A 24,397-nucleotide genomic window follows, 5' to 3' on the forward strand; every position below is an offset into this window, starting at 1 on the left:
GACTCAATGGGGCTATATTGTACCGTAAGAGATCGAACCTAATTGCTTATTTTCAAAATCATCCCCGCATAAATGCACCTCCATATAGCAGCATAAACCTCCTCATTCGATTGTTATTTTGGATTCAGTTTAGATTACACAAGCTTCTATTTGTAGCCAGTAAAGCAATGTGATTCGCGAAAAAAATGACTGCCCACTTGCAGGCAGCCAACTCTCTCTATTCCCATTTTTTAAAACGCTTCCACTTTCATACGATCATAAAGCTTTCATTATGGAGTAAATTCTGCTTTGCTTGACTCGGCAATATGAAGCTGCTGATTCTGCCGTTCAGTTCGATGTTCCGATGCCAAGGCTTGATACACACTGCCAACTACCACCAGCATGATCACATCCATGAATACTAGCATTATCAAAGGATGTTCTTGCGTAATCATCACTCCCAGCATTGCTCCCATCATACCGCTCATGACGCCGGACAACATGCCATCGAGCACAGCCAACCAGCTATGGGATAGACCTGCAAGCACACCTGCTGCAACACCAATTGTTATACCTAATACTGTAGCGTAGAATAAGGATTGCAGCCAAATTCCGAGGAGGGTTCCACCTATTAATCCCGTAAACATCGCTATAGCCATGGACACCATCATTGCCGTCATTTTGCTAATTCTAGACGAACTTGCGCGAAGCTGGATAATCAAAGCACCTGCCGCAATGATCATTGTTAGTGCAGATACGGCACTGATACTGATGAATCCCGGAGCGATCTCCGCGCTCACGACACTCTCAGATCCATGACTGTGCTCGTGCTCCTCTGCCAAAGCTGACGGTCCCATTACCCAAATACTAATAGCAACAATCAACATACACAATGAAAACTTGATTTGATCCCATTTCATTTACTCAAACACCTCCAATGAAGTTTGACCTGGGTTTAATGCTATTCTCTTTATCATAGTCGCTTACGAACAAAATAGTCTGACTCGATCGAGCCATTTCACTGAATAATACAACATTTTTTTAAAAAGTAAAGAGGTGATTTCTCCAACAGGAGAAGCCACTTTTTTTAGTCGTGTTCGATTCAAAATCAACGCTTGAATATCGCCTAAGCTCCTTTTACTATAATCGTTCCATAATACATGTACATTCCGCAATGATATTCGTAAGTTCCGGATTTCAAATTCTCCAGGGTAACAAGATTATTCTCTTTATTTATAGGAATATCAATTCCGAATCTTTGGATATCATGTTTTTTATACAAGTAAAGACAGTTGATTTTTTAAAGTTAATTTTCGCTGGAACACCGGGAGCAAGCTCTATATGATCCGGTACGAACCCGTCGGCAGTCATATGAATCGTTGCCACCTGATAGCCTGCGGCTTGTTCAGCGATTAGAGGATCAACAGCATCGGGTTGATTCTGAATACAGAAAGCTATTGCACATAGAAAAAATACACTCAATCCGCCATTCCACCCTATTCACATTATCTAGTTTAATTTTAGCTCTATTATAGGTTTTTTCAACTTAATCAAAAATGACTCTTAGGAGTTAATTTGGTGTCTATTTATGAAAAATATTTGATCATCGTCTACCCTATACTACTTATGACATTACGTAAAACATGCTATAAAGCATTGCTCTATAACTCTAAAGGGCTATATACAAGCCTTTAGTTAAAATGCTAGTATAATTTCGATATTTAAGGAGGGATAAAGTATGTATAAATGGATAATGTCTATTTTAATTGGCTTGGCATGTATTCTCGGTTTATCTGTACTATTCATGCAATCGGGTGAGCGACAAAATCAAACGAAGCAGGAGGCTTCCGCTCCTGCGCTTCCGGACACGCCACTGAACATTCAAGCTGCAGAAGCCAGTTATAAACAATCATGCATTACATGTCATGGCAATGATCTGGCAGGTAAAATCGGACCTAATCTTCAAAAGGTGGGCAGTAAACTATCCGATCAACAGATTTACAAGGTACTGCAAAATGGACGCGGAGGCATGCCTTCCTTTAAAAATAGTTTGAAGGACGACGAAATTGTTAACTTGGCCAAATGGCTTGCGGAGAAAAAATGAAGCGTCATTGGTTTAAGATAGCGGTCAGTCTCCTATTCCTGGTTATGTTTATAAATGTTTATCGTTGGATATCTCAGGATAATCCTGTGATCCCAACGATTAAACAAGCGCCTGATTTTACACTGAAAGACATCAATAATAAACCGTTTCAATTCAGTCGCTCCAATGGAACGATTCGCCTCGTCGAATTTCTATTTACGAGTTGCCCCGATATTTGTCCTACCACAACCTACAACATGGTAAAAATACAGAATCAGCTGAAGCAGCACAATTTATGGGGAAACCAAGTTCAGTTCCTCTCCATTACCTTTGATCCAGAGACAGATACTCCGGAAGTATTTAAAGCCTACGGGGATCGAATGGGGATGGATTATAGCGGGTGGACTTTATTAACAGGAACAGAGAAAGAGACGGCTGACGTTGCCAAGAGCTTCGGAGTAATGGTTCAAAAGCTACCCGATGGCACATTCATACATAACGTGACTTCTCTTATGCTTGTCGATCAAACCGGCAATATCCGCAAGATTTTCAAAATGGGCGAAGACATGAATAACGACAAAATTATAAAAATGATCCGGCAAATAGCCGGATCTTGAGAATTAAGTCTCATTTCTAAGCAGGGGAAGCTTGACTTCCTCTGCTTCTTTTTCACTACGATACCATTGAAAAAAAATATATCCCAGCATGCTGCCATAGGATAGCTCTTGAATAATTTTCATGACCACCCCTCCCAATTGCTGATCATTTAAAGGTGTTAGCCAATCAACAGTGAAGGGTAATACTTCTACCCTTTCATAGTAAAACGGCAAGCATAGCAAATGGGTGCTGTTTGAATAAGTGGTATACAATAACTCGTTGGCAAATATGATTAGGGCACAAGCAGGAGTAAGAAGAAAACCGTTAAGGAATATGTAGCCCATCTTTCGCAAAGGAGTCAGAGCATAACGACAATAAGGGCTAAACACAGGCCACCAAAGACCAAATGCACTTATTAGCAGGAGAAGGTGAAGGGCATTGTGAAGCGCATAATTGGACATAGCTGCATCAAATATAAACGGAATATGGTAAAAGGAGAACGCCCCGTTAAAAAGAAAAATAGCAATCAGCGGATGTCCGATAACGGAAAATATACCATTAAGGATAGTGTTATTTCTTACGAATTTGAACCATTCAACAGGTATTCCCCTATAAATCAGCGGCGGGATAACAAGGTACAAAACAGACTGCTGAAACATATGTAGGCTAAACCAAAAATGTCCCATCAGATTTATGGGGCCGCCCAAAACCAGATAAAATAAAAATAAACCGAGCAAAAAATATCTCTTTTCCCATCGAGTAATGCTGTTGGTTCTGTAGTTCAAATAAAATACGGCGACGAAAACCATGCAAATAAAAAGCTCGGGACTGAAAACGCTCCTGAATCCATACACCTGAATCATTGTCCAAATATCCATAAGTAAACTTGCTCCCCCTTTATTCCATATTTTTCGTCTTCATATCATATACATCTCGGTCAAGTTTCAAAATGACTCATTAGAGTTATTTTTAGTCAAAAAGAGGTCACGGATCGTTCATCATTATGACATGATAATAACCCTATAGTGGCATGTGCTTTCCCTCATAACAGATTACAATCAAGTCTAAAGGGGGTTGCGGTATGGCAAAATTTCATGTTCTGCTCGCAGATGAGAAAGATCGTATCCAAAGACTTCAACAATTGTTTTTAGATACGGGGACGAGTAATGTAGATACAGCGGAAGACGGTGAATCAGCATTAAGTAAAGCGTTGGCGTTAGAATATGATATCGTTTTGCTTGGCTGGACAATTCCCTTTTTACCTGCAATTGAGGTATGTCAGCTACTGAAATGCATGAAAACGACACCTGTCATTTTATTGAACGATGACGGGAATGAAAGTGATCGTTTGAGAGGTTTTGAAGCAGGAGCGGATGATTATATCCTCCGACCGTTCAACCCTCAGGAACTGTTATATCGTGTCCAAGCCATCCTTAAAAGAACGAAGCGGGAGTCTACACCGGATTATTCTATACAAAAAGGAACCATCATTTTATCGCCACTTTACATCGATCATCCAGCCCGCCGTATTACAGTCCACAACGAAGAATTGAGCTTAACGCCTAAAGAATATGAATTACTTAGGTTTTTCGCGATAAATTTTGGAAAGACTTTGACAAGAGACTACATATTACGCGAAGTGTGGGGAAAAGAATTTGAGTATGATTCACTGAACCATTGATTCCCATGTCAAAAAACTGCGTGACAAAATTGGTGCCATCACTCCCGCTTTTTCGCATTCGCTTAAAACCATCCGGGGCATTGGTTATATGTTTGATCCAACGGTCAAATCTTAGGCTACCTCTGCTCAAGCTCCTTATTTCGTTTGGTTGGAAATTCGAATCCACCCTTTCTCATAAGCGTATCGGGTTAATTGGACGCGATTATCTAAATGAAGCTTTTGGAGAATATTTTTTAAATGATTTTTTACTGTATGCTCGGATATGCACAGTTCTAAAGAGATGACCTTATTAGACTTTCCTCGTGCCACATATTTCAATATTTCAGTTTCCCGTGAGGTCAACGGAGATTTTTCTTGAATTGGAGTCGTAACCGATGAGAATTCCTTCAACAAACGTACAGCTAGCTCTCTTGACATAGGGGCTTCATCAAACGCAACCGCCCGCAAATACTCATGCCATGAAGCAGGATGCAAATTTTTGAGTAAATAGCCTTGAGCCCCTCGCTTAATCGCTTCAAACAAATGGGTTATATCGTCAGACACGGTTACCACTATAATTTTCACATAAGGAAACCGGTCTTTAATTTGTTTGGTAGCTTCTAAACCATCCATCTCCGGCATGGAAATATCCATTAGTATAATATCAGGCATGGCTAACTCAACAAATTGCACAGCTTCTCGGCCATTCACCGCTTCGCCTACAATTTCAAAGCTATCATCTGCTTGAATAATATCCCTCATGGCTGCTCGGGCAAATGAATGGTCATCGGCCAATAAAATTCGTATCGGATTCATGAAGACAATCCCCTTTCCAAATCTCCAGTATGGTTCGTGTTTTGCGCCGTTCGATGTTTACATGCCACTCTAAATTTCTGGCGCGCTCCTGAATAATTATAATTCCCAAGCCGCTGCTGCTTTGGGATTCAGATGGTTCTGACTGGAAGCCGTCGCCATCGTCCTCAATTGCACAATACCACCCATTCTTGCCGTGATTGGAACTCCTTAGCCATATTTGAGATGCATTCGCATGCTTGTAAACATTCAAAAGTGCTTCACGAATCGTTGAATACAATTCAACCTTTTCTTTAAGCGTTAGTTTCTGCTCTTCCAAATTCCAATTCGTTTTCACAGGAATTTCGGTGTTTCTGCTGAAATCTTCAATTAAGTGATTTAACGATGACTGCCAAGGTGCTGTTTCAGGGCTTACAGGATACCTTAAATTCGCTATCGCCTGCCGGACATATTCATTAACCTCCTGTACTGTTTTGCGCAAGCTAGGATACACTTCAGTTATAGAAGCAGCATTGCGGCCCGCAGAAACGGATCCCGAAGCAAGCTTATCTACCTGTACCGACAATAAAAACAACGATTGAGCAATCCCATCATGCAGCTCTTTCGCTAATTTTTCTCTTTCCTCAAGCACTGCTTTAGCCGCCTTTTCTTGTTGAAGCTCATCTTGCAGTTGCTCCATCAAAGCAAATAATTTACGTAGCAATGTCATGGTAACAAAGTAAACAATAAGGGGAGCAAGCCAATTCCCCAATTCCATGGATATATAGGGAAGCAGGAAAGCATGACGAATATATTCCCATAGTCCGATCGTAAGAGTCGGGATGATTAATATCAGGCCTTTAAGGTTCTTGTACATCAAGTTGCTTTCTCCTTTATAAGAAAAATCGGTTATAGACAAACAACCGTACCTAGGGTACGGCGTTTCGACAGCCTATGATGAAGCTCCTGGCTGCACACTTTTCAATAAAGCTTTAATTTGCTCCGTACTCGTTAACTCACCAGAAACAACCTGCTTTACTTGTCCCTCAGAGGTTACAACAAATGTTGCAGGAAGCCCCGTTACTCGATAAGCCTCTGCCGCCTCACCAGCAGGATCGGTCATTATAGGAAATGGGAGCTGGAGCTTTTGATCAAACTCTATTATTGTCCCTTTGGATTCCCCTACATTGACGGCCAAAATTTCGACTCCGTTACCCCCGGTTTCATATGCTTCTTTGAGTCGTGGCATTTCACTCACACACGGTCCGCACCAAGAGCCCCAAAAATTAAGAATCACGCCTTTTCCCTTATAATCCGAAAGCTTAGCAGATACCCCATCCAGTGTCGTTACTTGTATATCAGGAGCTAAAGAACCAATATGGATAGAGGATTGTGGTTTATTAAAGCCTGCAGCTATGAGAGTATATAGTAAAACTGCTACCATAAGTATGCAAATAATCCAGATTATCGTTCTTTTCCATAAGATAATATTATTCATCGAATTCCCCTCCATTCGGTTGACTGTAGGATGGAAACCCGAATAAACGATGAAAAGCGCTCTGCAGACCATGACTTTCATAAGATTGACGAAAATCGCTTATCGTACCTTCCTCCATCACACGGCCTTCCTTCAGGAAGATGACATGATCTGCTACAGCCTCTGCAATTTCAAGCTGATGTGTTGAAAATATAATTGTATGTCCAGCCAGCTTGGCCGAAGCGACAAGAGCAATAAAGGATTCCAGCCAATATGGATCTAGCCCGTTCGTGGGCTCATCCATGATGAGTAACGGGGGCTTGGTTAATAATGCCTGAGCAAACAGCAATCGCTGACGCATTCCCTTGGAGAAGGAAGAGACCGATTTCATTCTTACCTCATAGAGTCCGACCATGTATAGAATTTCCTGTAACCTGTCCTTGGATACTTTGCGCAGCGATCCCCAGAAGGCTAGCGTTTCTTCAGCTGACAAGCCTTGTCCAAACCTGTAATCATCCGGCATATAGCCGATTTGTTCTGCATAACCTTTCCGATCTTGCTTCCAACTGACTCCATTCACCTCTATGCTGCCGCTTGACGGCTGCAGAATGCCGGCAATCATACGAAGGATCGTGCTCTTACCCGCACCGTTTCCACCGCAAAGCGCAAGAGCTTGTCCATGACTTAAGTTGAAATTAACCGAGTGGATAATTTGCTGCTTCTGTATTCTTTTGGTTACTTGCTTTAATGATAGTACAGACTTATCCACGGGAACGCCCCCTCTCCCATACCCAAAATGCGCAGCCCATAGCGACTCCTACCCAGAGCAGGCAGAATGCGGCAAAGCCCCAGCTTCCCGCCGGCCCCTGGATCCAACGAATCCATTCATAGTACTCCGGACCGAGTGCAGCGCCTCCCCCAAGCTTCACAACGACGTAACAACGAACCAGCTCTGCAGGATTCAGCACTGTCAATACAGCGAGAAGCGGCTTGATCCATATATAGGGCATTAGATTTAGGAGCGCAATGAGTAGCGTTGGCCAGCCGATAATGGCAAAAAACCAAATCCCCACTCCGAATGTAAGTGCCTGCCAGCGATTACGTGCCCAAGTACCGATACAGAGAGCAATGGCAAGGAACAAAATGATAAGTCCGCCCGAAAACATAATGAACAAACCAAAGGTTTTGAAATCCAAACCGTTACCGATAATCGCTCCTAAGATTCCGGTAGCTCCATATCCAAATGCAACGATAGTCAGCAGTACAAACGCTAAACCAGCATATTTCCCAATCAAAAATGAAATTGTCCGAAGCGGATAGGTGGATAGCAGCTGCCAGCTCCCTTCCTCCTTCTCCGCTGTTAAAGAGAACGAGCCAATCAACAAAGTCATTAGAGGAAGAAGATATAATATGAAATTTAGCATTGTTGATGAGGCGCTTGAATAGCCTTCTACAACATTTTGCGTATTAATCAAAAGTAAAGATAAACTGAAAACGGTAAACAGGCTCATGAATGAATATGCCCATGGATTTCGAAAACCAAGCTTAACTTCTCTAAGCGCAATATGAAGCCAGTTCATTGTCCGTGCATTCCTTTTTGTCCATCCATATGCATACTGCTATCCGATTCGGTATGTGCTTGGCTATTATGGTCCTGTCCCCCCATGTCCATTGTCCCTTTTGCTCGTTCCCAAGTATGGTTCTTCAAATCTTCCGGTCCCATCAGTTTTCCCTTTTTCTGCTCATCGATGAATTTCTGAGCTGATGGTTTATCTTTAAAGGAATAAATACCGTAAGCCATTGGCGTTTTAAAAGTCGCATCATAAACAAAGGACGCAGTATTATAAGAGATCCATTCCTTTGTGTTATAATCTCTTACAAACTCGGCTCCTACTGTCTCGATTCCATTTTTGCTAATCCATTCATTCATGCAGCCGAGATCATCGAACTTAAAGTTTTTCCCCTCCTTGGTTGTCAGTTGGACCGCAAATGCATCATCCTTCACCTGCATATTGCATATGGCACATTTGTCCGTAGCTTCATTGATTGGAATAGCCGTATATTTATCCTTGCCGCAGCCAGATAGTACAATAAATATCCCAACTATAGAAATGAATAACCAAATCGATTTCTTCATCTTCGTTTTACCCCCAAATAACTAATAATTGTAATTGAGCATATGAAAAGAACCAACCCAGGTATCCATGCTTTGGACTTCCCGGTATTCTTGTTTTTTTCTAACTGTCCGCTTACTGGTTCCATCAAAGGAGCTTTATCGGTTGTCCATTCTTCCTTTCCAACGGAATACATGCTCTCTAGAAACTGCATCCCCGGAGATTGAAAAAATAGCTGGAAGGCAGGCGCAGCCGATGTTAATTGTTGAAAAAAAGGGTTCATAGCATAAGTAATATTGCTCAAGCCGTTTCCATCCGCATCAAGTCCATGAAACTCATCCCAATAGTTGTGCTCAAAGCGATTATCGGTACTCTCATTTGCTTCAGCAGGTATGACATTCCCTATAAAATCATTATTCATAAAATGATTTAGATTCGATTCGAGAAACTGGATTCCTACAAAATTTTGAAGCACTTCATTCTGCTCGAATACATTTTCATGAGATTGTTCTATATAAAGACCGACCCGATTCCCTTCAACTTTATTGTTCAAAATGCGTGAAGTCTGAACATCAAATAAGAGTAAGCCTTGTGAATTAACATTCTCACTTTGCTTGACAAACTTATTACTTGTAACCTCAGCATCACGAACCCCCATGACCATCGCACCGGTCACATTGAATTCTCCGATATTTTCCCGAACAATAGTTTCATTTGTGTACATACAATGTATGCCATATCGTGAATGGTCCACTTTATTGTTTTTAACAACGTTACGGTTACTGCTTTCCAAATAAATCCCATCGTTCATCTGGGAGATCGTATTGTGATGGATTTGATTGTCATGTGAATTGAAAAGATCAATTCCGTTACGCTTATCCGATAGCTTAAGCAGCTTATTCGTCTCGGGAGGAGGTATCCACTGAATAACCGTATTGAATATTTCATGCTGTCCTCCATCCCTTAGCACGATGCCATAGGATTGCGTGTCGATGGTCAGGTCATACAACTCGGCATTATATCCGTTTACCTGGATAGCAGAGTGATCTCCAGTCATGGGCTGCGTTATTTTCAAGTAAGCGATGCTGACTCGATCTGATTTAACTTGAATTACAGGCTGTTGATCTCCACTGCCTATAATTTCAACCGAACCCTTTCCTTCAATCAGAATAGGTTTACTTATAGTGATGGGACCGCTGTAAATCCCTGCCGGTAAGATCAGCTTGCCTCCTTCGTTCGTACGGTCAATCAGTGATTGAAGCTTAGTGTTCGAAATTGCTTGAGCAGCTATTGCATGATGAGGATGCCATCCACCAAAGAGGAGGACATAGAGCAAGCCAATCGTTGGCAATAAGCAATACCGTAACTTGCCGCTCATGATACTTGAAGTTCTTTCTTTTTCGTAATGTGCAGATCACCTTGATACACATGAATGTAGATCGAATAAGCACCTGGATGATTAAATATTTTTTCTACCGAATATTGTCCATTTCCAATCGAGTTTGCATTCTTCGTATCCGGAAGTATGCTATTATCCGACTTACGAATATCGATCTGTACGTTTGGTTCTTCTTCATTGGCTAGCCCTGAGAGCGTCGCAATCAGCTTTACCGTTTGTCCTGTCTGTACCGCTGTCGGCTCGGAAGTCAGTTCAATCTTTACTTTGGCTGGATCCTGACCTTCAGGCTTAGGAGAACATCCAATTAAAAGTGTAAACACGAGCCAGCAAAATACGAGTATTAGGGTTGTCTTTCTCATGCTGCAGCTCCTTTCTAAAGATTCTTCAATACTAATTTTACGCAATATGCCAACAATTCCTATCACCCATTCGGGCTATTACAGTTAACATCCTGTTAAGATATTGAGGAAAACCTTTAAAATTATTAATTAATTTCCAAAATCTACAATAATTATCCATATTTAACATTTTATTGATAACCAATCTCAATTACAGATAACAATACAGATTCATTCCCACAGAGGCTCCATGTCAAGCCGCGGCAGCACAGTTGCTAGATTCATTTAGGAGTTTACACAAACAACTTGACAGACTCTCCAAAAGCGAATTGACAAACAACTCCGAGGCTTTTCTTCTCTATAAGCTCATAATAAACTAGTAATAAAGTACACCATTCGCCTAGTCCTACCACACTTTCTAGACTTTTTTCATATTCCCATTCTTCTCTGTGCTTAAACAAAATTCTTTTTGAAATCAATATAAAGCGACAAATCATATTCCATTTTCTACAAACACTTAGTCAGGTCAATTTGGCGATTACATTTACAATTAAAACCATAAGAAAAAACAGAAAGTTTTAAAAAAAGCCCGTTCCAACAGGGAACGAGCTTACGACATTTATGGTTAAACTCAACGACAAATTATGTTCAAATCTACGACAAATTTAATTACAACTCACACAACAAGAGGTGTGATGTTGCATAATTAATTAGAAAACGGAGCTCGCAAACCCGCGGCGCTCCGTTATTGTTGTTTCAGAATTTGTTAGAATTTGAAGTGAGCCGCGGCGAAATAAATGATTTGTTACAGAATTCGTTAGAAAAAAAATCTTACGCCCTCTACAATGTATGCATAATTATACACATCAAATATTCGTTCTGGAATGGTTTTAGTTGCGTTATCCCATTTCGCATTTGCGCCTAATGTTTCAAAATTTTTCTTTCAGGAAACCATGGTAGTACTATTAATGATCTCAGGATATTGATCAGAAGATAAGTATTGATCGTTCCATTACTTTAAGCATACAGAAAAGCATTTTGATAATATGAATTCAAAGCGAAATTCGAATTATATTTATGGTAATCTTTTAATTAAGTCGGTTAGACTTTCAAAACCTTCACTTTTAATATGTTCTAGCATTTGAGAAGAATATACATTCTCATAACCTTTCTTTTCGATAGAGTAAATAAAAGACTCCATTCCTCTTATCCTATTCTTTTCTATAGAATCATCAATAGTTGGTACCATACCTTGTTCCAATAATTTCTTATACAATCTCATTGTATCATGATACAAGTCGTTGATTTTCTTTCGTCCCACTGAAACCCTTCTATAGTTAAAGTCTTCTTTTACTATACTAACCCCAGTTATTCTGACATGATTAGAAACATTTAAATCAATAACTTTAGTTTTCTTTAAATTCAATTTTAGCTTATATTTTTTTAATAAATCTGAAACAACTTTAATGATTTCCACAACTTCTTCTTGTATTTGATTATTATATTTAAATGAAATCGTTAGATCGTCTGCATAACGGGTATATATTAAATTCGTCAAATTTCTTTTTTTTAAAATTCCATACAACAGATTATCAAACCCTTTAAGGTATATATTTGCTAGTGTAGGAGAAGTTATTAACCCTAATGGAATTCCTTTCTTATCAATGCTACATAAATGTATCATTTTGGTTAATTCTAATTTAGAAAATTGCGGATTCTCAGTCGACTCATTTAATTCAAAATATAAAGTATCTAATAATATTTTATGGTTCACGCTATTAAAGAAATCTTGGATATCCAGTTTAATAAATATGTCATTATACATATGCGCCTTAGCATTTTTGAATATTGAAGATTTTTTTTTATATGCTTTTGTAAATTTTGAAGTAAATACTCTTTCTTCTAAAAATTCTTTTATTCTTAAATGCCTAAGCTTGATTGAATCTTCTTGATACGTTACTATTTTCCGTATTTTTCTCTTTTTTCTAATAAACTTAACTTGATACCAGGAATCTTTATTCAAAATCTAACACCTCCGACAGAATGCCTGAGGCATTTTTAACTATTAAATTCGAATAATTTGCTGAGATCGCTTCCATTTCAGTTGTAATAACTATTTTTTTTTCATTTATCTTAATTAAACCTATCCCAAATATTATATATACAAAATAGTCTATTGTCTTAGACAAGGTAACTTCATGTCCAGAAAGAATTATATCGTATTTCTCAAATTCAAGAGAAGGATTATCAGCCCTAATAGATTTCACAATATAATCATTAAAATATTCCTTTAAAATTGCACTTACTTTAAATAGAATTTTTCTTCTTATAACTACAGAATCGGTTATAGAATCTATATCATCCCTTTTGGTTCTCATTTCACTTTTAACAGATTTAACTGTAAATAAACTCATGAGGTACGCTATAAGATTGTTCGTCTCCATAACTATATTTAAATTATTTTCAAGCAGACTATAATAATTTTTTTTCGTATAATTAGTTCTACGCGATAATTTAACTCGTAACTCAGTCTCGAATTTCAATTGTTCTCTCAATGATTTGTCCAACGACTCTCCGATTTCATTTCCAACAAAATAGGTATGATATTTTCTGAAGTTTTCAGAAATATCATAATTGTATACACCTGGGTAATATCTTAAAATTTCTATATTGAAATCCTTAAAATAATCATTGTTGTATGATAATTTTAAAAATCCCGAGATAACATCTTCTTCGATCGAGTAAAGATCTGGTGCCAAGATAACCATTTTATTGGTTATATTAGTATTTCCTGAAAACAGGCCAATTTCTGCAGCAGTTGAAAAGCTCTCATGGAACACCATAACTTTATCACTCATAATGCTAGTTAATACCTCAATTATTTTCAAGCTTTTAAAATCAATGTCATTATAATTAAGTTTTTCAGTATCATTACTAAATAGAAATTTATCTTCAAGGATTACACATTTAAAATTCGGACTCAAATCTTCAATATACTTTCTTAAAACTACTCTTTTGTCTTTTCTGCCGTCTTTTTCCTTGCCATCAAAGACAAAAAAACTGCCACATAAAAAAATAATCCTTAATGGATTATTTACATTAGTATTTAAATTAAAATGTATATGATCAAAAGTCTTATTCATTTAACAAGCTTCCTCCAAAAAAATGAGCCCTACTAAAAACAGTTCTTGAAATTTATTGAAAATGCTATTAATTTTTATAATGTTCCGAGCTGTAGCAAAGATTGCGGAAGCGAGCGGTTGTTAGAAAAATTAATTGCATTCCCGCAGAACATCGAACGCAAGTTCTGAACGTTTTTACATTTTGTTATTGCCTTAACCTTAGCTGCTAAGGTTGCTAAATGTTATTTTAGCTTTCTAGGGCTCATTGATAATAATTATAGCATAACTTTCTGTTACTTAATACTCAATCGCATCAAAAATTCGATCGATCTTTTTCGCAATATACTTATTAAAATACACATCATAAATGTTAGCTGATGTATTATATTTTTCTTTTTCTAAAATTCCGGAATAACTTTGATCTCTGTAGAAACTGGAAAGAATTATAAACTTCTTTAGTTGTCTTGACCTTCTGATTATTGATTCCTTTTCTTGTACAATTCGTTCCTTATCAACTATTAGACTTATTAGAATTAATAAATCATAATAACTTATCTCAAAGTCTGCATGTGAGATAAAATGATTTTCTTTTAACTCCTTTGTATCGAGATAAGGAAAAACTAATGGAACTTCAAATTTTTCATTTACTATTTCAATATATATTTTGTTTTCAAACTCTTCTTTCTCGCATTGTTTAAGCCAGTTCAATATTATTTGAAATACTTTTTCAGGAGCTTTTGACAAAATGTCAATTATATTTGCATCAGTTAAATATAATTTTCGGTGAAATTTATCTTCAAACAGAATTCTAGTCTTATTATTTTGTTTTAAGAATTTGATATACACATCCCTTGTTACTGAATCCAGTTTTAATTCAGGGTAGTACATAAAATGTTTATTTTCTTTATTTATTTTTAAATTACTGTATAATTCATCTATCCATTCTAACCATGTCATTTCTTAAGTCACCTATTCCTTCAAGATATTTATAATGCTATGAAGAAATGTATATGTCAAAGATTTATCTATTCATCAACCTATTTTATACTACCTCTAACTCTAAATAAAGCGTTCTAATATTTAACTCCTCAAATTTCTTGTCAATAACGTCTCTTCCATATTTATTCTCAACTTCATGAGTAACAAGAAACACTAGCTCTTTCTTGGATCTTGTCAAAGCTACATATAAGTAATTAAGTGTTTTATTCTGTTCTTTTTTTATCTGAAAGAGATATTCTGTTAAGTCAGTTGTAAGTATAAATAAACATTTTCCCCCTTCTAATCCTTTAATGCTATCAATTGAGTTCACAAGTATTCCTTTGTTTAGATGAGCTTCACGATGTATCTTTAGTTGCTCCCCCAATTTCACCATATCTTGACGAGTCAATTCAATTGATAATGATTTTTGCAGCTTTGAAAAAATCGCACTGTTATTTTCTTGGTTTAAATCTTTCAAAACATTCCTGTTTAGCCCCCTAGAGAACTTGGACACTAAGAGTGTGTATGGTTTACACTATTAGTGATAGGGGCTGATGAAATGACAAGAAATAAACATTCAAAAGAATTTAAGAAGCAGGTTGTCAAAGAAGCAATAGAAACCGGGAATAAATCCGCGGTGGCGCGCCGCTATGAGATTGCGGTCAATATGCTTCACCGTTGGGTGAAAGAATTCGAAGAAGGCAAGTACGGTGAGACATCACATGATGCCGTTACAGGATTGGAATCGAAAGTGCTGGCTCAGGAAAACGATCAATTAAAGAAGTTGCTTGGTGAACAAGCCCTAGAGATTGCGATCCTTCGTGGCTTAATAAAAAAGAAAAACCCTCATTTGCTGACAAAGTTGAAGTAGCGGACAGCTACATTAACCAGGGATATGCCGTAACGCTTGTGCTGCGTTTGGTCCAAATTCCGAGATCCAGCTACTACTACCATAAGTTCAGTAAAGTAGTGGAGAAAACAGTAAGTGAGGGGCGCCAAGCACCCGGATATTCCATTCAGCAAGACGGCACCAAAGTGGCGGATGCTCAGATTCAGGAATGGTTAATGGAACTGGTAGCTGGGGACGGCTATACGTATGGCTATCGGAAACTAACCGTGGCGCTACGCCGGGAATACGGCCTTGTGATTAACAAAAAGAAAGTCTACCGATTATGCAAAGTGCTGGACATTCTGCGCCCACAGCGAAAAATTCACTCTAAATACCCGAGGAAACTTGCTCGAAACCGGATCATTACGGCCTCTAATCAACTTTTTGAGACCGATATTAAATATGGCTACATTGTAGGTGAGGATCGCTTCTTTTTTATTCAATCCTGCTTAGACGTCTACGACCGCTCAGTGGTCGCTTTCCACATTGGCTTACGTTGTGAAGCTACCGATGTGGTACGGACCCTGCAAACGGCCCTATTTAAACGTCAGTTGTTTGAGGCAGAATTAAAGCCTGTCATTCGTTCCGACAATGGACCTCAATTTGTCTCACATGTTTTTGAAGCAGCTTGTAAAGGCTTTGAAATAGAACATGAACGGATTCCACCGAGAACGCCGAACATGAATGCACACATTGAGTCTTTCCACCGGTTGCTGCAGGACGACTGTTTAGCTCGATATGATTTTGAGTCCTACAGCGAAGCCTATGAAGCAGTCACCGAGTTCATTCGATTCTACAATGAGCGGCGAATCCATTCCAGCATCCGGGATATGTCGCCAGACCAATTCTATGAGCAGAACCTGATTAAACCGATCCCAATTAAAGAAGTTCGTGTATAACTTAAGAAACTAAGCCTGGATGAGTAAGGGTGAGCTTGTGTCCAAACTCAAGGGGTTAATCCGATTCTATGATGATTGAGAAATACAATTAAACCCGGCCTGCGATGCTGGCCGGGTTAGAAATGATGTTTTTTTAAATTATTCAACTAACTATTACTTTCGTACCAGTGTCTAATATTGGCGCCATTTTAGTAAAAGGACTTTCCTCTATAATATCTGTCTCTAATGGTCTGGGAATAAATAAATTTCCTGAAGACGTATGAACGTAAAAACCCGAATCTACTTAGTAATTCAAGTTATCTAAAATCTATCAACTTCCTCCCATTAGAACTTTCCCTTATTTTAATTTTGTATGGATCGAGTATCACCCTATGTAAATGATCGCTGTTAAACGTAGGTGTTCTTTCGTATTTTTTCACCATGTCACTTGTAAATAAATTAGTCAGTGTTCCTAAAGGTTTAATTAATAAGATCGCATCGCCAAATAATCGGACCATCCTTCCATACGAAAACAAACCGGTTACAAATTCAATTTTTAGATTTTCTTTTTTACAATACTCAACAATATTGACCATCTTGCGATTGAACTCCAACAAAGTTTTAATATTCTCAGCAATATGAATTTCAAATGTGTTATCAAACCGCTTATAACCTGCAATTTCGTATTCTTTTCTCACTTTTTTTTGATAACAAAGGATGTAGTAGAAGTACCAAGCATAATAGATTAGTAATAAATAAATAGGAACTTGCACTAGGGAAAACCCGAAGGACCTCAAAGACAGAATAAACAAAAGTATTAACATTAAGGTACGAATTATAACAGTAGTAAATCTGACCCCAAGAAGCAGTAGTATTATAGATTTAGTTATTCGCATTTTCAACTCCTTCGTATTCTTTTTTCAACAATCCTACTATCCATTTATTTGCTATTACTCTTTAATATCTTAATTAATATAGCACATTTTTTTAACACAAAATAAATATATTAGAATTCAAATAGTTACCACAAAAATCCAATCTGATTGAAATTTGATTATTTCTGTACAGTAGTGCCATTTGGTAACAAGTTAGAGCCGCCCTCTTGGAGAGAAAAGCTATCAAAATTGTGTAAGCAAGTCTTCACACTCTTGCAATCCCCAGCAATCCTTGCTGGGACGACGAATCTATTGAAGTAAAAATGCCTTTTAATTGTAATGATAGAAAAGTAGCTGCCGCGGTGGTAAACTGTTCCCCGGGGGCAATGAACGTTCCTCGTTTACTCAATGCCCTTACAATTAATAAGTGCCTCTATATAATCCTAAGTAAATCCTTATACGTTCACCTTACAAGAAGTGTTCCATCATTTCACGAGAGCGATAATCCCGAATTTTTTACAAAGTACTGATTTCAACATTCAGACATTCGTCTATCTTCAATTTTATTATTTAACTATCGTTATCGGTTAGTTCAATGGCTCAGTGCTTTTTTTTTGAGCAATTAACCAATCTTTATTTTGATAGTTATGACTTAATCTCACGATCCCCTTGCTTCTTCTAAGGTATTGAAGTCAGAATCCCCAATGACTTCCAATACAAATCTCAAGAATATAAATAACCTGTTACCTACCTTAGACAATGGTATCAACCGAAAAATCACATCCAGATCAATTCCTTTTCTAATTAAACTCATAACTTCTCACTGCTTGTATCAACTGTTGTTTATTAAAATATATCCTTTCAAGTCCAATTTTTTGTGGTTTTATATATGATTCGATATCTGTTTCAAATAAGAACCGGTAATATTCCTTCAAAGTTTTATTTGTTGTTTTAATAAAATATCTTTGTGCATGATAAAATTCTATTAATTTAGTTTCACCGTTGAAATCTTTACTTTTATTATTAATTAGCTCAAATAGATTAACTACAAAACTTTTCAGAATAAAGATCCTATGACCTTTTCTAACTGAATGGTCTTGCGCTATTTTTATCATTGTTGTTTTTGAAGTTTCTAGTTTTAATGCAGCTTCTCTCACTGTAATAAACCCTTGTTTTCTTGCTGTTTCTTCTTCGAACTGGTTTCTATTACTTTTTAGGGATAAATCTCTTTGTTTTTTATAGTTCTCTAAAGAGGATTTATCGATTAATATTAAGTTTTTAGATGGTCTTAAAACAATTCTGCCTTCTATTAAACCTTCAGTAATTAGGGTTGAAAAATTAATCGACTTGGTCCCCATGAGTTTAATAGCCTGATATGCACTAATATACTTTTTGCGTAAGTTTACATCTAAAATTTTTTGACCACTTCCACCATCCCAAAAATTTTGTAAATAATTTCTATACTCATTTGTAATAAAACTAAATTCATCAATTTTAGATAATTTAATAAGCTCAAAATGAAAACGTCCAAAATCCTTTTTTAATCCTGTCAGCAATTGAGAGGCTTTGGGAATCATTTTGAATTCATTTAAAAAATCATAAAATGATTGTGGCCAATTGATAAAAATACCGAATGCTTCGTTCACAATTTTATCATTAAAATGAACATCGCTTGTTTGAGTAAATGAAATTCTTCTCTGATAAAAACCCTGTGAAATTTTTATTGATAGGAATATTATTAGGTATATTATTAAATCGATTCTTAACTTCCCAAAACCTTCTGATAATGTAGAATTTATTCGAGATACACTTACAGATTGTTCAATTTTTGTTGAAATTAGTTGTCCTAAATTAGAAGTATTACACCCTATGATCAAATTACTGGATATCATAGTCCCACACTTACAGAATCCACTTAAAATGTCCTGATTAGTTAAATGTCTATTACAATTAACGCATCTACACATCAATAAGCAATTATGAATATGACATCGTGTGTAAATATTAATATCCCATATTTTCCTATAATAGATTCTCTCTTTTATACATAACGGACAAAACTGTCTTTTTATATTTCTAATTGCAAATTGATCAATTGTGTTTTGGATCAATGAATTTGAATTCTTTATATTCAAAGACAAGTTATCAAATACAAATTGATCTATTCCTGTAATTTCAAAGAGAATTGATATATCTATTTTTTCATTTCCAAGTTGAAATCCCTGTGTACGTATTTTATTAACATCCACCCCGAGCAACTCATATATCCAAGCTACTTCATAATTATTTACATTAGCCAATCGATAAATATAGCTAACTAAACTTTCATCATCATAAACTTTTGGAACAAATAGCAATTTCTTTCTATTCATAACTTCCTCAGCTCCATTACTTTTACGATCATAATAAAAAAGGCAAACGATCAATGTTGTCGTTTGCCGTTCTGTATTATTATTCATTTTTTTGTATAAACATATACTTCTAAGGAATTCTGCAACAAATCGTCTAAGGAATTATGGAACAATTCTAAAGAATTATGGAATTTCACAGAGGCCCCTAAGGAGCCTCTCTCATCCCTTTAACTGCACCTGCTGTAGCCGCAGCTGCTGCAGTTCTTGCAGCCCTCGCTGTTAATCAGCGAGGCCGAGCCGCACGAAGGGCACAGGCTCAGCGACGTGGCCGCTTGACGGTTCACGGCGTACTGCGCCGTCGCAGGCTCCGCCACGATCTCCTGCGTCGCCGTGACGTAGGCGTCCGCATCGTCGTTGAACTCGCCGTGCATCTCCAGCGCCTTGGCGACCGCATCGGCGATCGATTCGACGCGGTTGGCGCCGAAGCCGATCGCGCCGGAGCCGCCGATCCCTTTCAGATGCTTGGTCAGCAGCTGAACTTTGTTGCCGTGATCGCCGTAGCGCAGGAACAAGGAGCAGACGCGGCCGAGCGCCTCGGACATCGCAAACACGTCGGAGCCCGCTTTGCCCACGTTGAGGAACACTTCGCTCGGCGAGCCGTTCATATCGTTGATTGTGATATAGGCCATGCCGAACGGCGTATTGAATTTATAAGTCGCACCGCGCAATATTTGCGGGCGGCGCTTGTACTCCTTGTCGACGACCGGCTCCGCACTTGCCGAAGTCAAAGCGCTGACCAAGCTGCCGCTGCCGCTGCTAATGTTCGCCGGACTTGAAGTCTCCGGCTTAACCGCTGCTTTCGGACTTGGGCTGTCCTTCACCGCTTCCGGTTCAGCTTCCGCCTTCAACACTTCCTGAGCCGCCTTCTTCTCTTCCGGCTTCTCTTCTTTCTTCTCGGTAGAAAGCACCTGCACATCGCGGCTTCCGTCCCGGTAAATCGTCACGCCCTTGCAGCCCAGATCGAAGGCCAGCTCATACAAGCGCTTCGTCTCGTCTACCGTAAAATCGGACGGACAGTTCGCCGTCTTGGAAATCGAGCTGTCGACCCACTTCTGGATCGCAGCCTGAGCGCGGATGTGGCCCTCCGCCGACAAATCCATCGCTGTGACGAAATAATCCGGCAGCTCCTGATCCGGATGCGCATCCTTCCACTCCTGAGCGATCGGCACATACTGCTTGTCGAAGCCCAGGCGGCTTTGACGATAATATTCAAAGGCGAAGTAAGGCTCGATCCCCGTCGAGGTACCGACCATCGTTCCTGTGCTGCCCGTAGGCGCCTGGGTGATGACGGTCACGTTGCGCATGCCTTTTTTCTGAATAGCGGATCCAACCTCAGGATACACGCCGGTCATATTTTTCATAAACCCGCTTTGCAGGAACGGCTCCGCCTCGAACTGCGTGAAGCTGCCTTTTTCTTCCGCAATATCTGCCGAAGCCAGGTAGGCTTCCTTCGCCATAAAGCCGTACAGCTGATCGAGGAACAGCAGCGATTCCGGGCTGCCGTAACGGATGCCGAGCTTGATCATCAGCTCCGCCAAACCCATCGTGCCCAAGCCTACGCGGCGCTCGCTCTGCTGGTTCAGCCGGTTCTCTTCGAAATGATACGGCGTTTTGTCGATAACGTTATCCAGGAAACGCGTGGAGTAACGAACCACCTTGCCGAGTTCGTCCCAAGCCACATCTTCCTTCTTCGCATCGTAAAATTGCGACAGATTGATCGCCGACAAATTGCAGACGCCCCAAGCCGGCAGTCCCTGCTCTCCGCAAGGATTCGTACAAATAATCGGATTAAAATACCAGCTGTTGGACATCTGATTATAATATTCCATGAAGACAACGCCGGGCTCGGCGGATTTCCAGGCCGATTCGATAATCGTATGCCATACGTCACGAGCCTTCACGGTGCGCTGGACGATGACCTTTTTGCCGAGCTGCTTCCATTTATCGAGATTGCCGTCCCATACCTGATCGTACTCCGGATCGTTCGTATCGGGGAAGACGAGCTCCCAGTCCAGATCCTCCTTGACCGCCTTCATAAACCCGTTGCTTACGCAAACCGACAGGTTGGCGTTCGTGATCTGCCCCATCGTCTGCTTCACTGTAATAAAGTCCACCACATCAGGATGCCAATCGTTCATCATCAGCATCAGCGCCCCGCGGCGGCTGCCTCCCTGCTCGATCAGACCGGTTGCATAGCTGAATAGGCCTCCCCAGGAAACCGCACCGCTGGAGGAGCCGTTCACGCCTTTGACGATCGAGCGGCGCGGACGAAGGGAGGACAGGTTAATGCCTACGCCGCCGCCCCGGGCCATAATCTCCGTCATTTCCGTCAACGTGCTCATGATGCCTCCGCGGCTGTCATGAGGAGAAGGAATAACGTAGCAGTTGAATAAGGTCAGCTCGTCGCTCGCATCCGCCCCGGCGGCAATACGTCCCCCGGGTACCAGCTTCCAATCCTCTAAAATATATTTGAATTTATGTGTCCATTCTTCTCTTTTCTCAGGGGTCGCTTCAACAGAGGCCATGGCCTTCGCCAGACGCTCCCACAGCTGTTCAGGCGTCTTCTCCACCGTCAGTGTCAGCTTCTCGACACTCGATTCCACCAGATCCCCGCTGCGCAGCTGGACCTTGACGATGTCTCCTTCACGAGAGATAACCTCGCCGACTTCCTTGGCCGGGAATTTGGGATCGTCTTTCGTTAATACCAAGACGGTGTCCCCAACTTTCGTCTGGCTTGTATCTGCATTCTTTAGCGCGTAGCGATCGAGAAAAATTTTCTCGCTGAGTCCGCTCAATTTGTTCCCTTGTACGGTCTTCAATCCGGACAACCTCCCTAAATAAGCTGCACCATACATCACTATATATAGTGTGTGATGACTATTATACATTACAATATATTGTGTTTCTAATAGGCGGATAGCGAATTTTGGTAAATAGGACGAGGTACCGTGCCGAATGCTCCTATTTACTCGAATAAGCTCTCTTTTTCGTGCGCCCGAAGCGGTTTTATTTTCGACAAAAACTCCTTTTATTTTAGGTCTTGCTTCGCCCATTTCGCTTCTTAAGGCCTATAGCCAACAAGCTCCCGTCTGTGTCAATATAGCTCGGGGTTGTACAACATTCCTGGTATACCATATACTTATATGTAGGTGAAAGGCGGGAGCGGCGAGCCCGCAAGCAACTGTACTTTGATGTGCAGACCTGTTTTTGACCCGCCTCCCTCCAGTTCCGAAACGCGCGCCTGGGATTCACGGCCGCGCCTTCCCGGTTCAAGCCGGGCTCCGCCTGAATACTTCAGCTAAGCTTGGCTCACTTGCATTACTTAACCGTTTTTCAAACCTATTAAATCAGCCGACGGGAGCGATCTGCGCATGACGAATGAAATTCTTTTTTTACAGCTGGGCCTGGTCCGCGAAAGAACCCTGCAGCAGCTTGAACTGACTACGGAGGAAACAGCCGATATTATGCCGGCGGGATACAACAATACGCTGCGCTGGCATCTCGGTCATATCGCAACGGTTCAGGAAAGCTTGTGCTTCAAGCTGGCCGGCGAGCCGTTCAAGCTTCCGGAAACGTACCCGGGCCTGTTCGCGAACGGCACCAAGCCGGCGGACTGGACTCTGCAGCCTCCAACGCTCGAAGAGCTGAAATCCATCTTGACCGAGCAGCCGCTTCGCATCAAGCAGAAGCTGTACAGCCGGACCGCAGACAAGCTTGTTCAGCCTTTCAAAGGGATGGATACGGTAGGCGCCGTGATCGCCTTCAGCCTGTATCATGAAGGCGTGCATACCGGCTATATGATGAGTATGCGCAAAACGATTGCGGCGCTTTGACACGGCCCTCCGACCTCTGATAACCTAAGGCTTATCAAGCTATGTTATCATCCGGGGCTGCCTGCGTTCCGCCGTTCGGAACCATCCGCACGCCTTGCTTAGGAGGCTTCAGCATGTACCTGTATCAGAATGAATTTTTACCTAAAGAGCAAGTTCGCATTTCGCCTGAGGACCGCGGCTATTACTTCGGCGACGGCGTCTATGAAGTGTTCCGCGTTTACAACGGCCGTATTTTTGAAGCGGAGGGGCATTACCGCCGACTGGAAAAGAGCGCCCGCGATACCCGGATCGCTCTGCCTTATCCGATCCCGCAGCTGAATGAGCGGCTCGTCGAGCTGATCCGTCTGAACGAATTGGACGAGGGGATTGTGTATATGCAGATGACCCGCGGGGAAGCGCCCCGCTCGCATCCGTTTCCTCAAGCCGAGCCCGTTCTGATGGCTTACTGCTCGCCTCTGACCAGACCGCTGCAGACGATGGAGAAGGGCATCCGTGCCATCACCATGGACGATATCCGCTGGCTGCGCTGCGACTTGAAGACATTGAATCTGCTTCCCAATGTAATGGCCAAGCAGCATGCTATCGATCAAGGGGCCGATGACGTCATCCTGCACCGCAGCGGCGTCGTGACCGAATGCAGCGCCTCGAACTTCATGATCGTCAAGGACGGCGTTGTCCGCACCCATCCCGCGAACCATCTCATTCTGCACGGCATTACGCGAGACGTCGTGATCCGCCTTGCCGGCCAGCTGTCCATCGCGCTTCAGGAAGAGCCGTTCACACTCGAAGACTTACATACCGCCGATGAAGCGTTTCTTACCAGCACCACCCAGGAGGTCATGCCGGTCATCAGCGTCAATGGGGAGCCTGTAAGCAGCGGGCAGCCGGGCCTGTGACTCGGAAGCTTCAGCAAGCGTTTCAGCAGCTTACTTCTTAGATTTCTTAGCACCTCATCTCCAAAAAAAAGAAACC

Annotated in this window: 24 protein-coding genes and 1 pseudogene; 7 read left to right on the forward strand and 18 right to left on the reverse strand. The window is 40.6% G+C overall.

Features of this window, described 5'->3' with window-relative positions; translation table 11 throughout:
* Window positions 1-269 precede the first annotated feature (269 nt).
* Entirely contained in the window at window positions 270-899 is a 630-nt protein-coding gene (locus ACHHV8_RS23605) for a hypothetical protein (RefSeq protein ID WP_395161885.1), read from the reverse strand.
* 313 nt (window positions 900-1,212) lie between these two features.
* A complete protein-coding gene (locus ACHHV8_RS23610; RefSeq protein ID WP_395161886.1) occupies window positions 1,213-1,461 on the reverse strand; it encodes a cupredoxin domain-containing protein in 249 nt (82 codons plus the stop codon).
* 256 nt (window positions 1,462-1,717) lie between these two features.
* On the opposite strand from ACHHV8_RS23610, the gene ACHHV8_RS23615 reads away from it, so the two are divergent.
* Window positions 1,718-2,083, forward strand: coding sequence for a c-type cytochrome (locus ACHHV8_RS23615; protein WP_395161887.1), 366 nt, complete (start codon window positions 1,718-1,720; stop codon window positions 2,081-2,083).
* Window positions 2,080-2,679, forward strand: coding sequence for an SCO family protein (locus ACHHV8_RS23620; RefSeq protein WP_395161888.1), 600 nt, complete (start codon window positions 2,080-2,082; stop codon window positions 2,677-2,679). Before ACHHV8_RS23615 ends, ACHHV8_RS23620 begins: the two co-directional genes overlap by 4 nt.
* Window positions 2,680-2,682: 3 nt before the next feature.
* Here the strand turns inward: ACHHV8_RS23620 and ACHHV8_RS23625 are convergent, their stop codons facing one another.
* Window positions 2,683-3,537 (reverse strand): cytochrome c oxidase assembly protein, encoded by an 855-nt coding sequence (locus tag ACHHV8_RS23625; RefSeq protein WP_395161889.1) that lies wholly within the window; start codon window positions 3,535-3,537, stop codon window positions 2,683-2,685.
* Window positions 3,538-3,740: 203 nt separating this feature from the next.
* Here ACHHV8_RS23625 and ACHHV8_RS23630 point away from each other — a divergent pair, with 203 nt between their 5' ends.
* The gene (locus tag ACHHV8_RS23630) at window positions 3,741-4,340 is read left to right on the forward strand and encodes a response regulator transcription factor (RefSeq protein ID WP_395161890.1); all 600 of its coding nucleotides are present in this window, start codon (window positions 3,741-3,743) and stop codon (window positions 4,338-4,340) included.
* 37 nt (window positions 4,341-4,377) lie between these two features.
* Window positions 4,378-4,455 carry a hypothetical protein gene (locus ACHHV8_RS23635; protein WP_395163605.1) on the forward strand — a complete coding sequence of 26 codons (78 nt, stop codon included), beginning with the start codon at window positions 4,378-4,380 and terminating at the stop codon, window positions 4,453-4,455.
* Window positions 4,456-4,475: 20 nt separating this feature from the next.
* Here ACHHV8_RS23635 and ACHHV8_RS23640 read toward each other — a convergent pair whose 3' ends face one another.
* The 12 genes from ACHHV8_RS23640 to ACHHV8_RS23695 form a co-directional block, all read right to left on the reverse strand.
* Window positions 4,476-5,135, reverse strand: a complete 660-nt coding sequence (locus ACHHV8_RS23640; RefSeq protein ID WP_395161891.1) for a response regulator — start codon at window positions 5,133-5,135, stop codon at window positions 4,476-4,478.
* On the reverse strand, window positions 5,104-5,988 hold the full coding sequence (locus tag ACHHV8_RS23645; RefSeq protein ID WP_395163606.1) for a sensor histidine kinase: 885 nt from the start codon (window positions 5,986-5,988) through the stop codon (window positions 5,104-5,106). The genes ACHHV8_RS23640 and ACHHV8_RS23645 overlap by 32 nt, the downstream gene beginning before the upstream one ends.
* Before the next feature lie 75 nt (window positions 5,989-6,063).
* On the reverse strand, window positions 6,064-6,609 hold the full coding sequence (locus tag ACHHV8_RS23650) for a redoxin domain-containing protein (RefSeq protein WP_395161892.1): 546 nt from the start codon (window positions 6,607-6,609) through the stop codon (window positions 6,064-6,066).
* Entirely contained in the window at window positions 6,602-7,357 is a 756-nt protein-coding gene (locus ACHHV8_RS23655; RefSeq protein ID WP_395161893.1) for an ABC transporter ATP-binding protein, read from the reverse strand. The genes ACHHV8_RS23650 and ACHHV8_RS23655 overlap by 8 nt, the downstream gene beginning before the upstream one ends.
* Window positions 7,350-8,168: an ABC transporter permease gene (locus ACHHV8_RS23660; RefSeq protein WP_395161894.1), complete on the reverse strand. Its 819-nt coding sequence runs from the start codon at window positions 8,166-8,168 to the stop codon at window positions 7,350-7,352. The genes ACHHV8_RS23655 and ACHHV8_RS23660 overlap by 8 nt, the downstream gene beginning before the upstream one ends.
* Window positions 8,165-8,725: a nitrous oxide reductase accessory protein NosL gene (locus ACHHV8_RS23665; protein ID WP_395161895.1), complete on the reverse strand. Its 561-nt coding sequence runs from the start codon at window positions 8,723-8,725 to the stop codon at window positions 8,165-8,167. Before ACHHV8_RS23665 ends, ACHHV8_RS23660 begins: the two co-directional genes overlap by 4 nt.
* The gene (locus ACHHV8_RS23670; RefSeq protein WP_395161896.1) at window positions 8,722-10,080 is read right to left on the reverse strand and encodes a right-handed parallel beta-helix repeat-containing protein; all 1,359 of its coding nucleotides are present in this window, start codon (window positions 10,078-10,080) and stop codon (window positions 8,722-8,724) included. Before ACHHV8_RS23670 ends, ACHHV8_RS23665 begins: the two co-directional genes overlap by 4 nt.
* Window positions 10,077-10,460 carry a hypothetical protein gene (locus tag ACHHV8_RS23675; RefSeq protein WP_395161897.1) on the reverse strand — a complete coding sequence of 128 codons (384 nt, stop codon included), beginning with the start codon at window positions 10,458-10,460 and terminating at the stop codon, window positions 10,077-10,079. Before ACHHV8_RS23675 ends, ACHHV8_RS23670 begins: the two co-directional genes overlap by 4 nt.
* Window positions 10,461-11,514: 1,054 nt before the next feature.
* A complete protein-coding gene (locus ACHHV8_RS23680) occupies window positions 11,515-12,462 on the reverse strand; it encodes a reverse transcriptase domain-containing protein (protein WP_395161898.1) in 948 nt (315 codons plus the stop codon).
* On the reverse strand, window positions 12,455-13,582 hold the full coding sequence (locus tag ACHHV8_RS23685) for a hypothetical protein (RefSeq protein ID WP_395161899.1): 1,128 nt from the start codon (window positions 13,580-13,582) through the stop codon (window positions 12,455-12,457). The genes ACHHV8_RS23680 and ACHHV8_RS23685 overlap by 8 nt, the downstream gene beginning before the upstream one ends.
* Window positions 13,583-13,858: 276 nt before the next feature.
* The gene (locus tag ACHHV8_RS23690) at window positions 13,859-14,518 is read right to left on the reverse strand and encodes a hypothetical protein (RefSeq protein WP_395161900.1); all 660 of its coding nucleotides are present in this window, start codon (window positions 14,516-14,518) and stop codon (window positions 13,859-13,861) included.
* An 85-nt stretch (window positions 14,519-14,603) separates the two neighbouring features.
* On the reverse strand, window positions 14,604-15,017 hold the full coding sequence (locus ACHHV8_RS23695) for a P-loop NTPase family protein (RefSeq protein WP_395161901.1): 414 nt from the start codon (window positions 15,015-15,017) through the stop codon (window positions 14,604-14,606).
* 81 nt (window positions 15,018-15,098) lie between these two features.
* On the opposite strand from ACHHV8_RS23695, the gene ACHHV8_RS23700 reads away from it, so the two are divergent.
* Window positions 15,099-16,327, forward strand: a protein-coding gene (locus ACHHV8_RS23700; RefSeq protein WP_395156174.1) for an IS3 family transposase whose coding sequence is annotated in 2 segments (ribosomal slippage) — window positions 15,099-15,387 and window positions 15,387-16,327 — 1,230 coding nt in all. Because the reading frame shifts where the segments join, the coding sequence is not laid out codon by codon here.
* Window positions 16,328-16,623: 296 nt separating this feature from the next.
* Here ACHHV8_RS23700 and ACHHV8_RS23705 read toward each other — a convergent pair.
* The 3 genes from ACHHV8_RS23705 to ACHHV8_RS23715 all read right to left on the reverse strand — a co-directional run bounded on the left by ACHHV8_RS23705 (window position 16,624) and on the right by ACHHV8_RS23715 (window position 22,411).
* Entirely contained in the window at window positions 16,624-16,902 is a 279-nt protein-coding gene (locus ACHHV8_RS23705; protein WP_395161902.1) for a hypothetical protein, read from the reverse strand.
* Window positions 16,903-17,981: 1,079 nt separating this feature from the next.
* On the reverse strand, window positions 17,982-19,553 hold the full coding sequence (locus ACHHV8_RS23710) for a TniQ family protein (RefSeq protein ID WP_395161903.1): 1,572 nt from the start codon (window positions 19,551-19,553) through the stop codon (window positions 17,982-17,984).
* 206 nt (window positions 19,554-19,759) lie between these two features.
* On the reverse strand, window positions 19,760-22,411 hold the full coding sequence (locus tag ACHHV8_RS23715) for an adenosylcobalamin-dependent ribonucleoside-diphosphate reductase (RefSeq protein WP_395161904.1): 2,652 nt from the start codon (window positions 22,409-22,411) through the stop codon (window positions 19,760-19,762).
* A 552-nt stretch (window positions 22,412-22,963) separates the two neighbouring features.
* Here ACHHV8_RS23715 and ACHHV8_RS23720 point away from each other — a divergent pair.
* Both ACHHV8_RS23720 and dat read left to right on the forward strand, forming a co-directional pair.
* A complete protein-coding gene (locus ACHHV8_RS23720; RefSeq protein WP_395161905.1) occupies window positions 22,964-23,425 on the forward strand; it encodes a DinB family protein in 462 nt (153 codons plus the stop codon).
* A 113-nt stretch (window positions 23,426-23,538) separates the two neighbouring features.
* Window positions 23,539-24,362: pseudogene (gene dat / locus ACHHV8_RS23725) on the forward strand (D-amino-acid transaminase).
* Window positions 24,363-24,397 lie beyond the last annotated feature (35 nt).

Origin of the sequence: Paenibacillus sp. TAB_01 (genome assembly GCF_043945595.1) — a bacterium.
Lineage (GTDB): Bacteria > Bacillota > Bacilli > Paenibacillales > NBRC-103111 > Paenibacillus_S.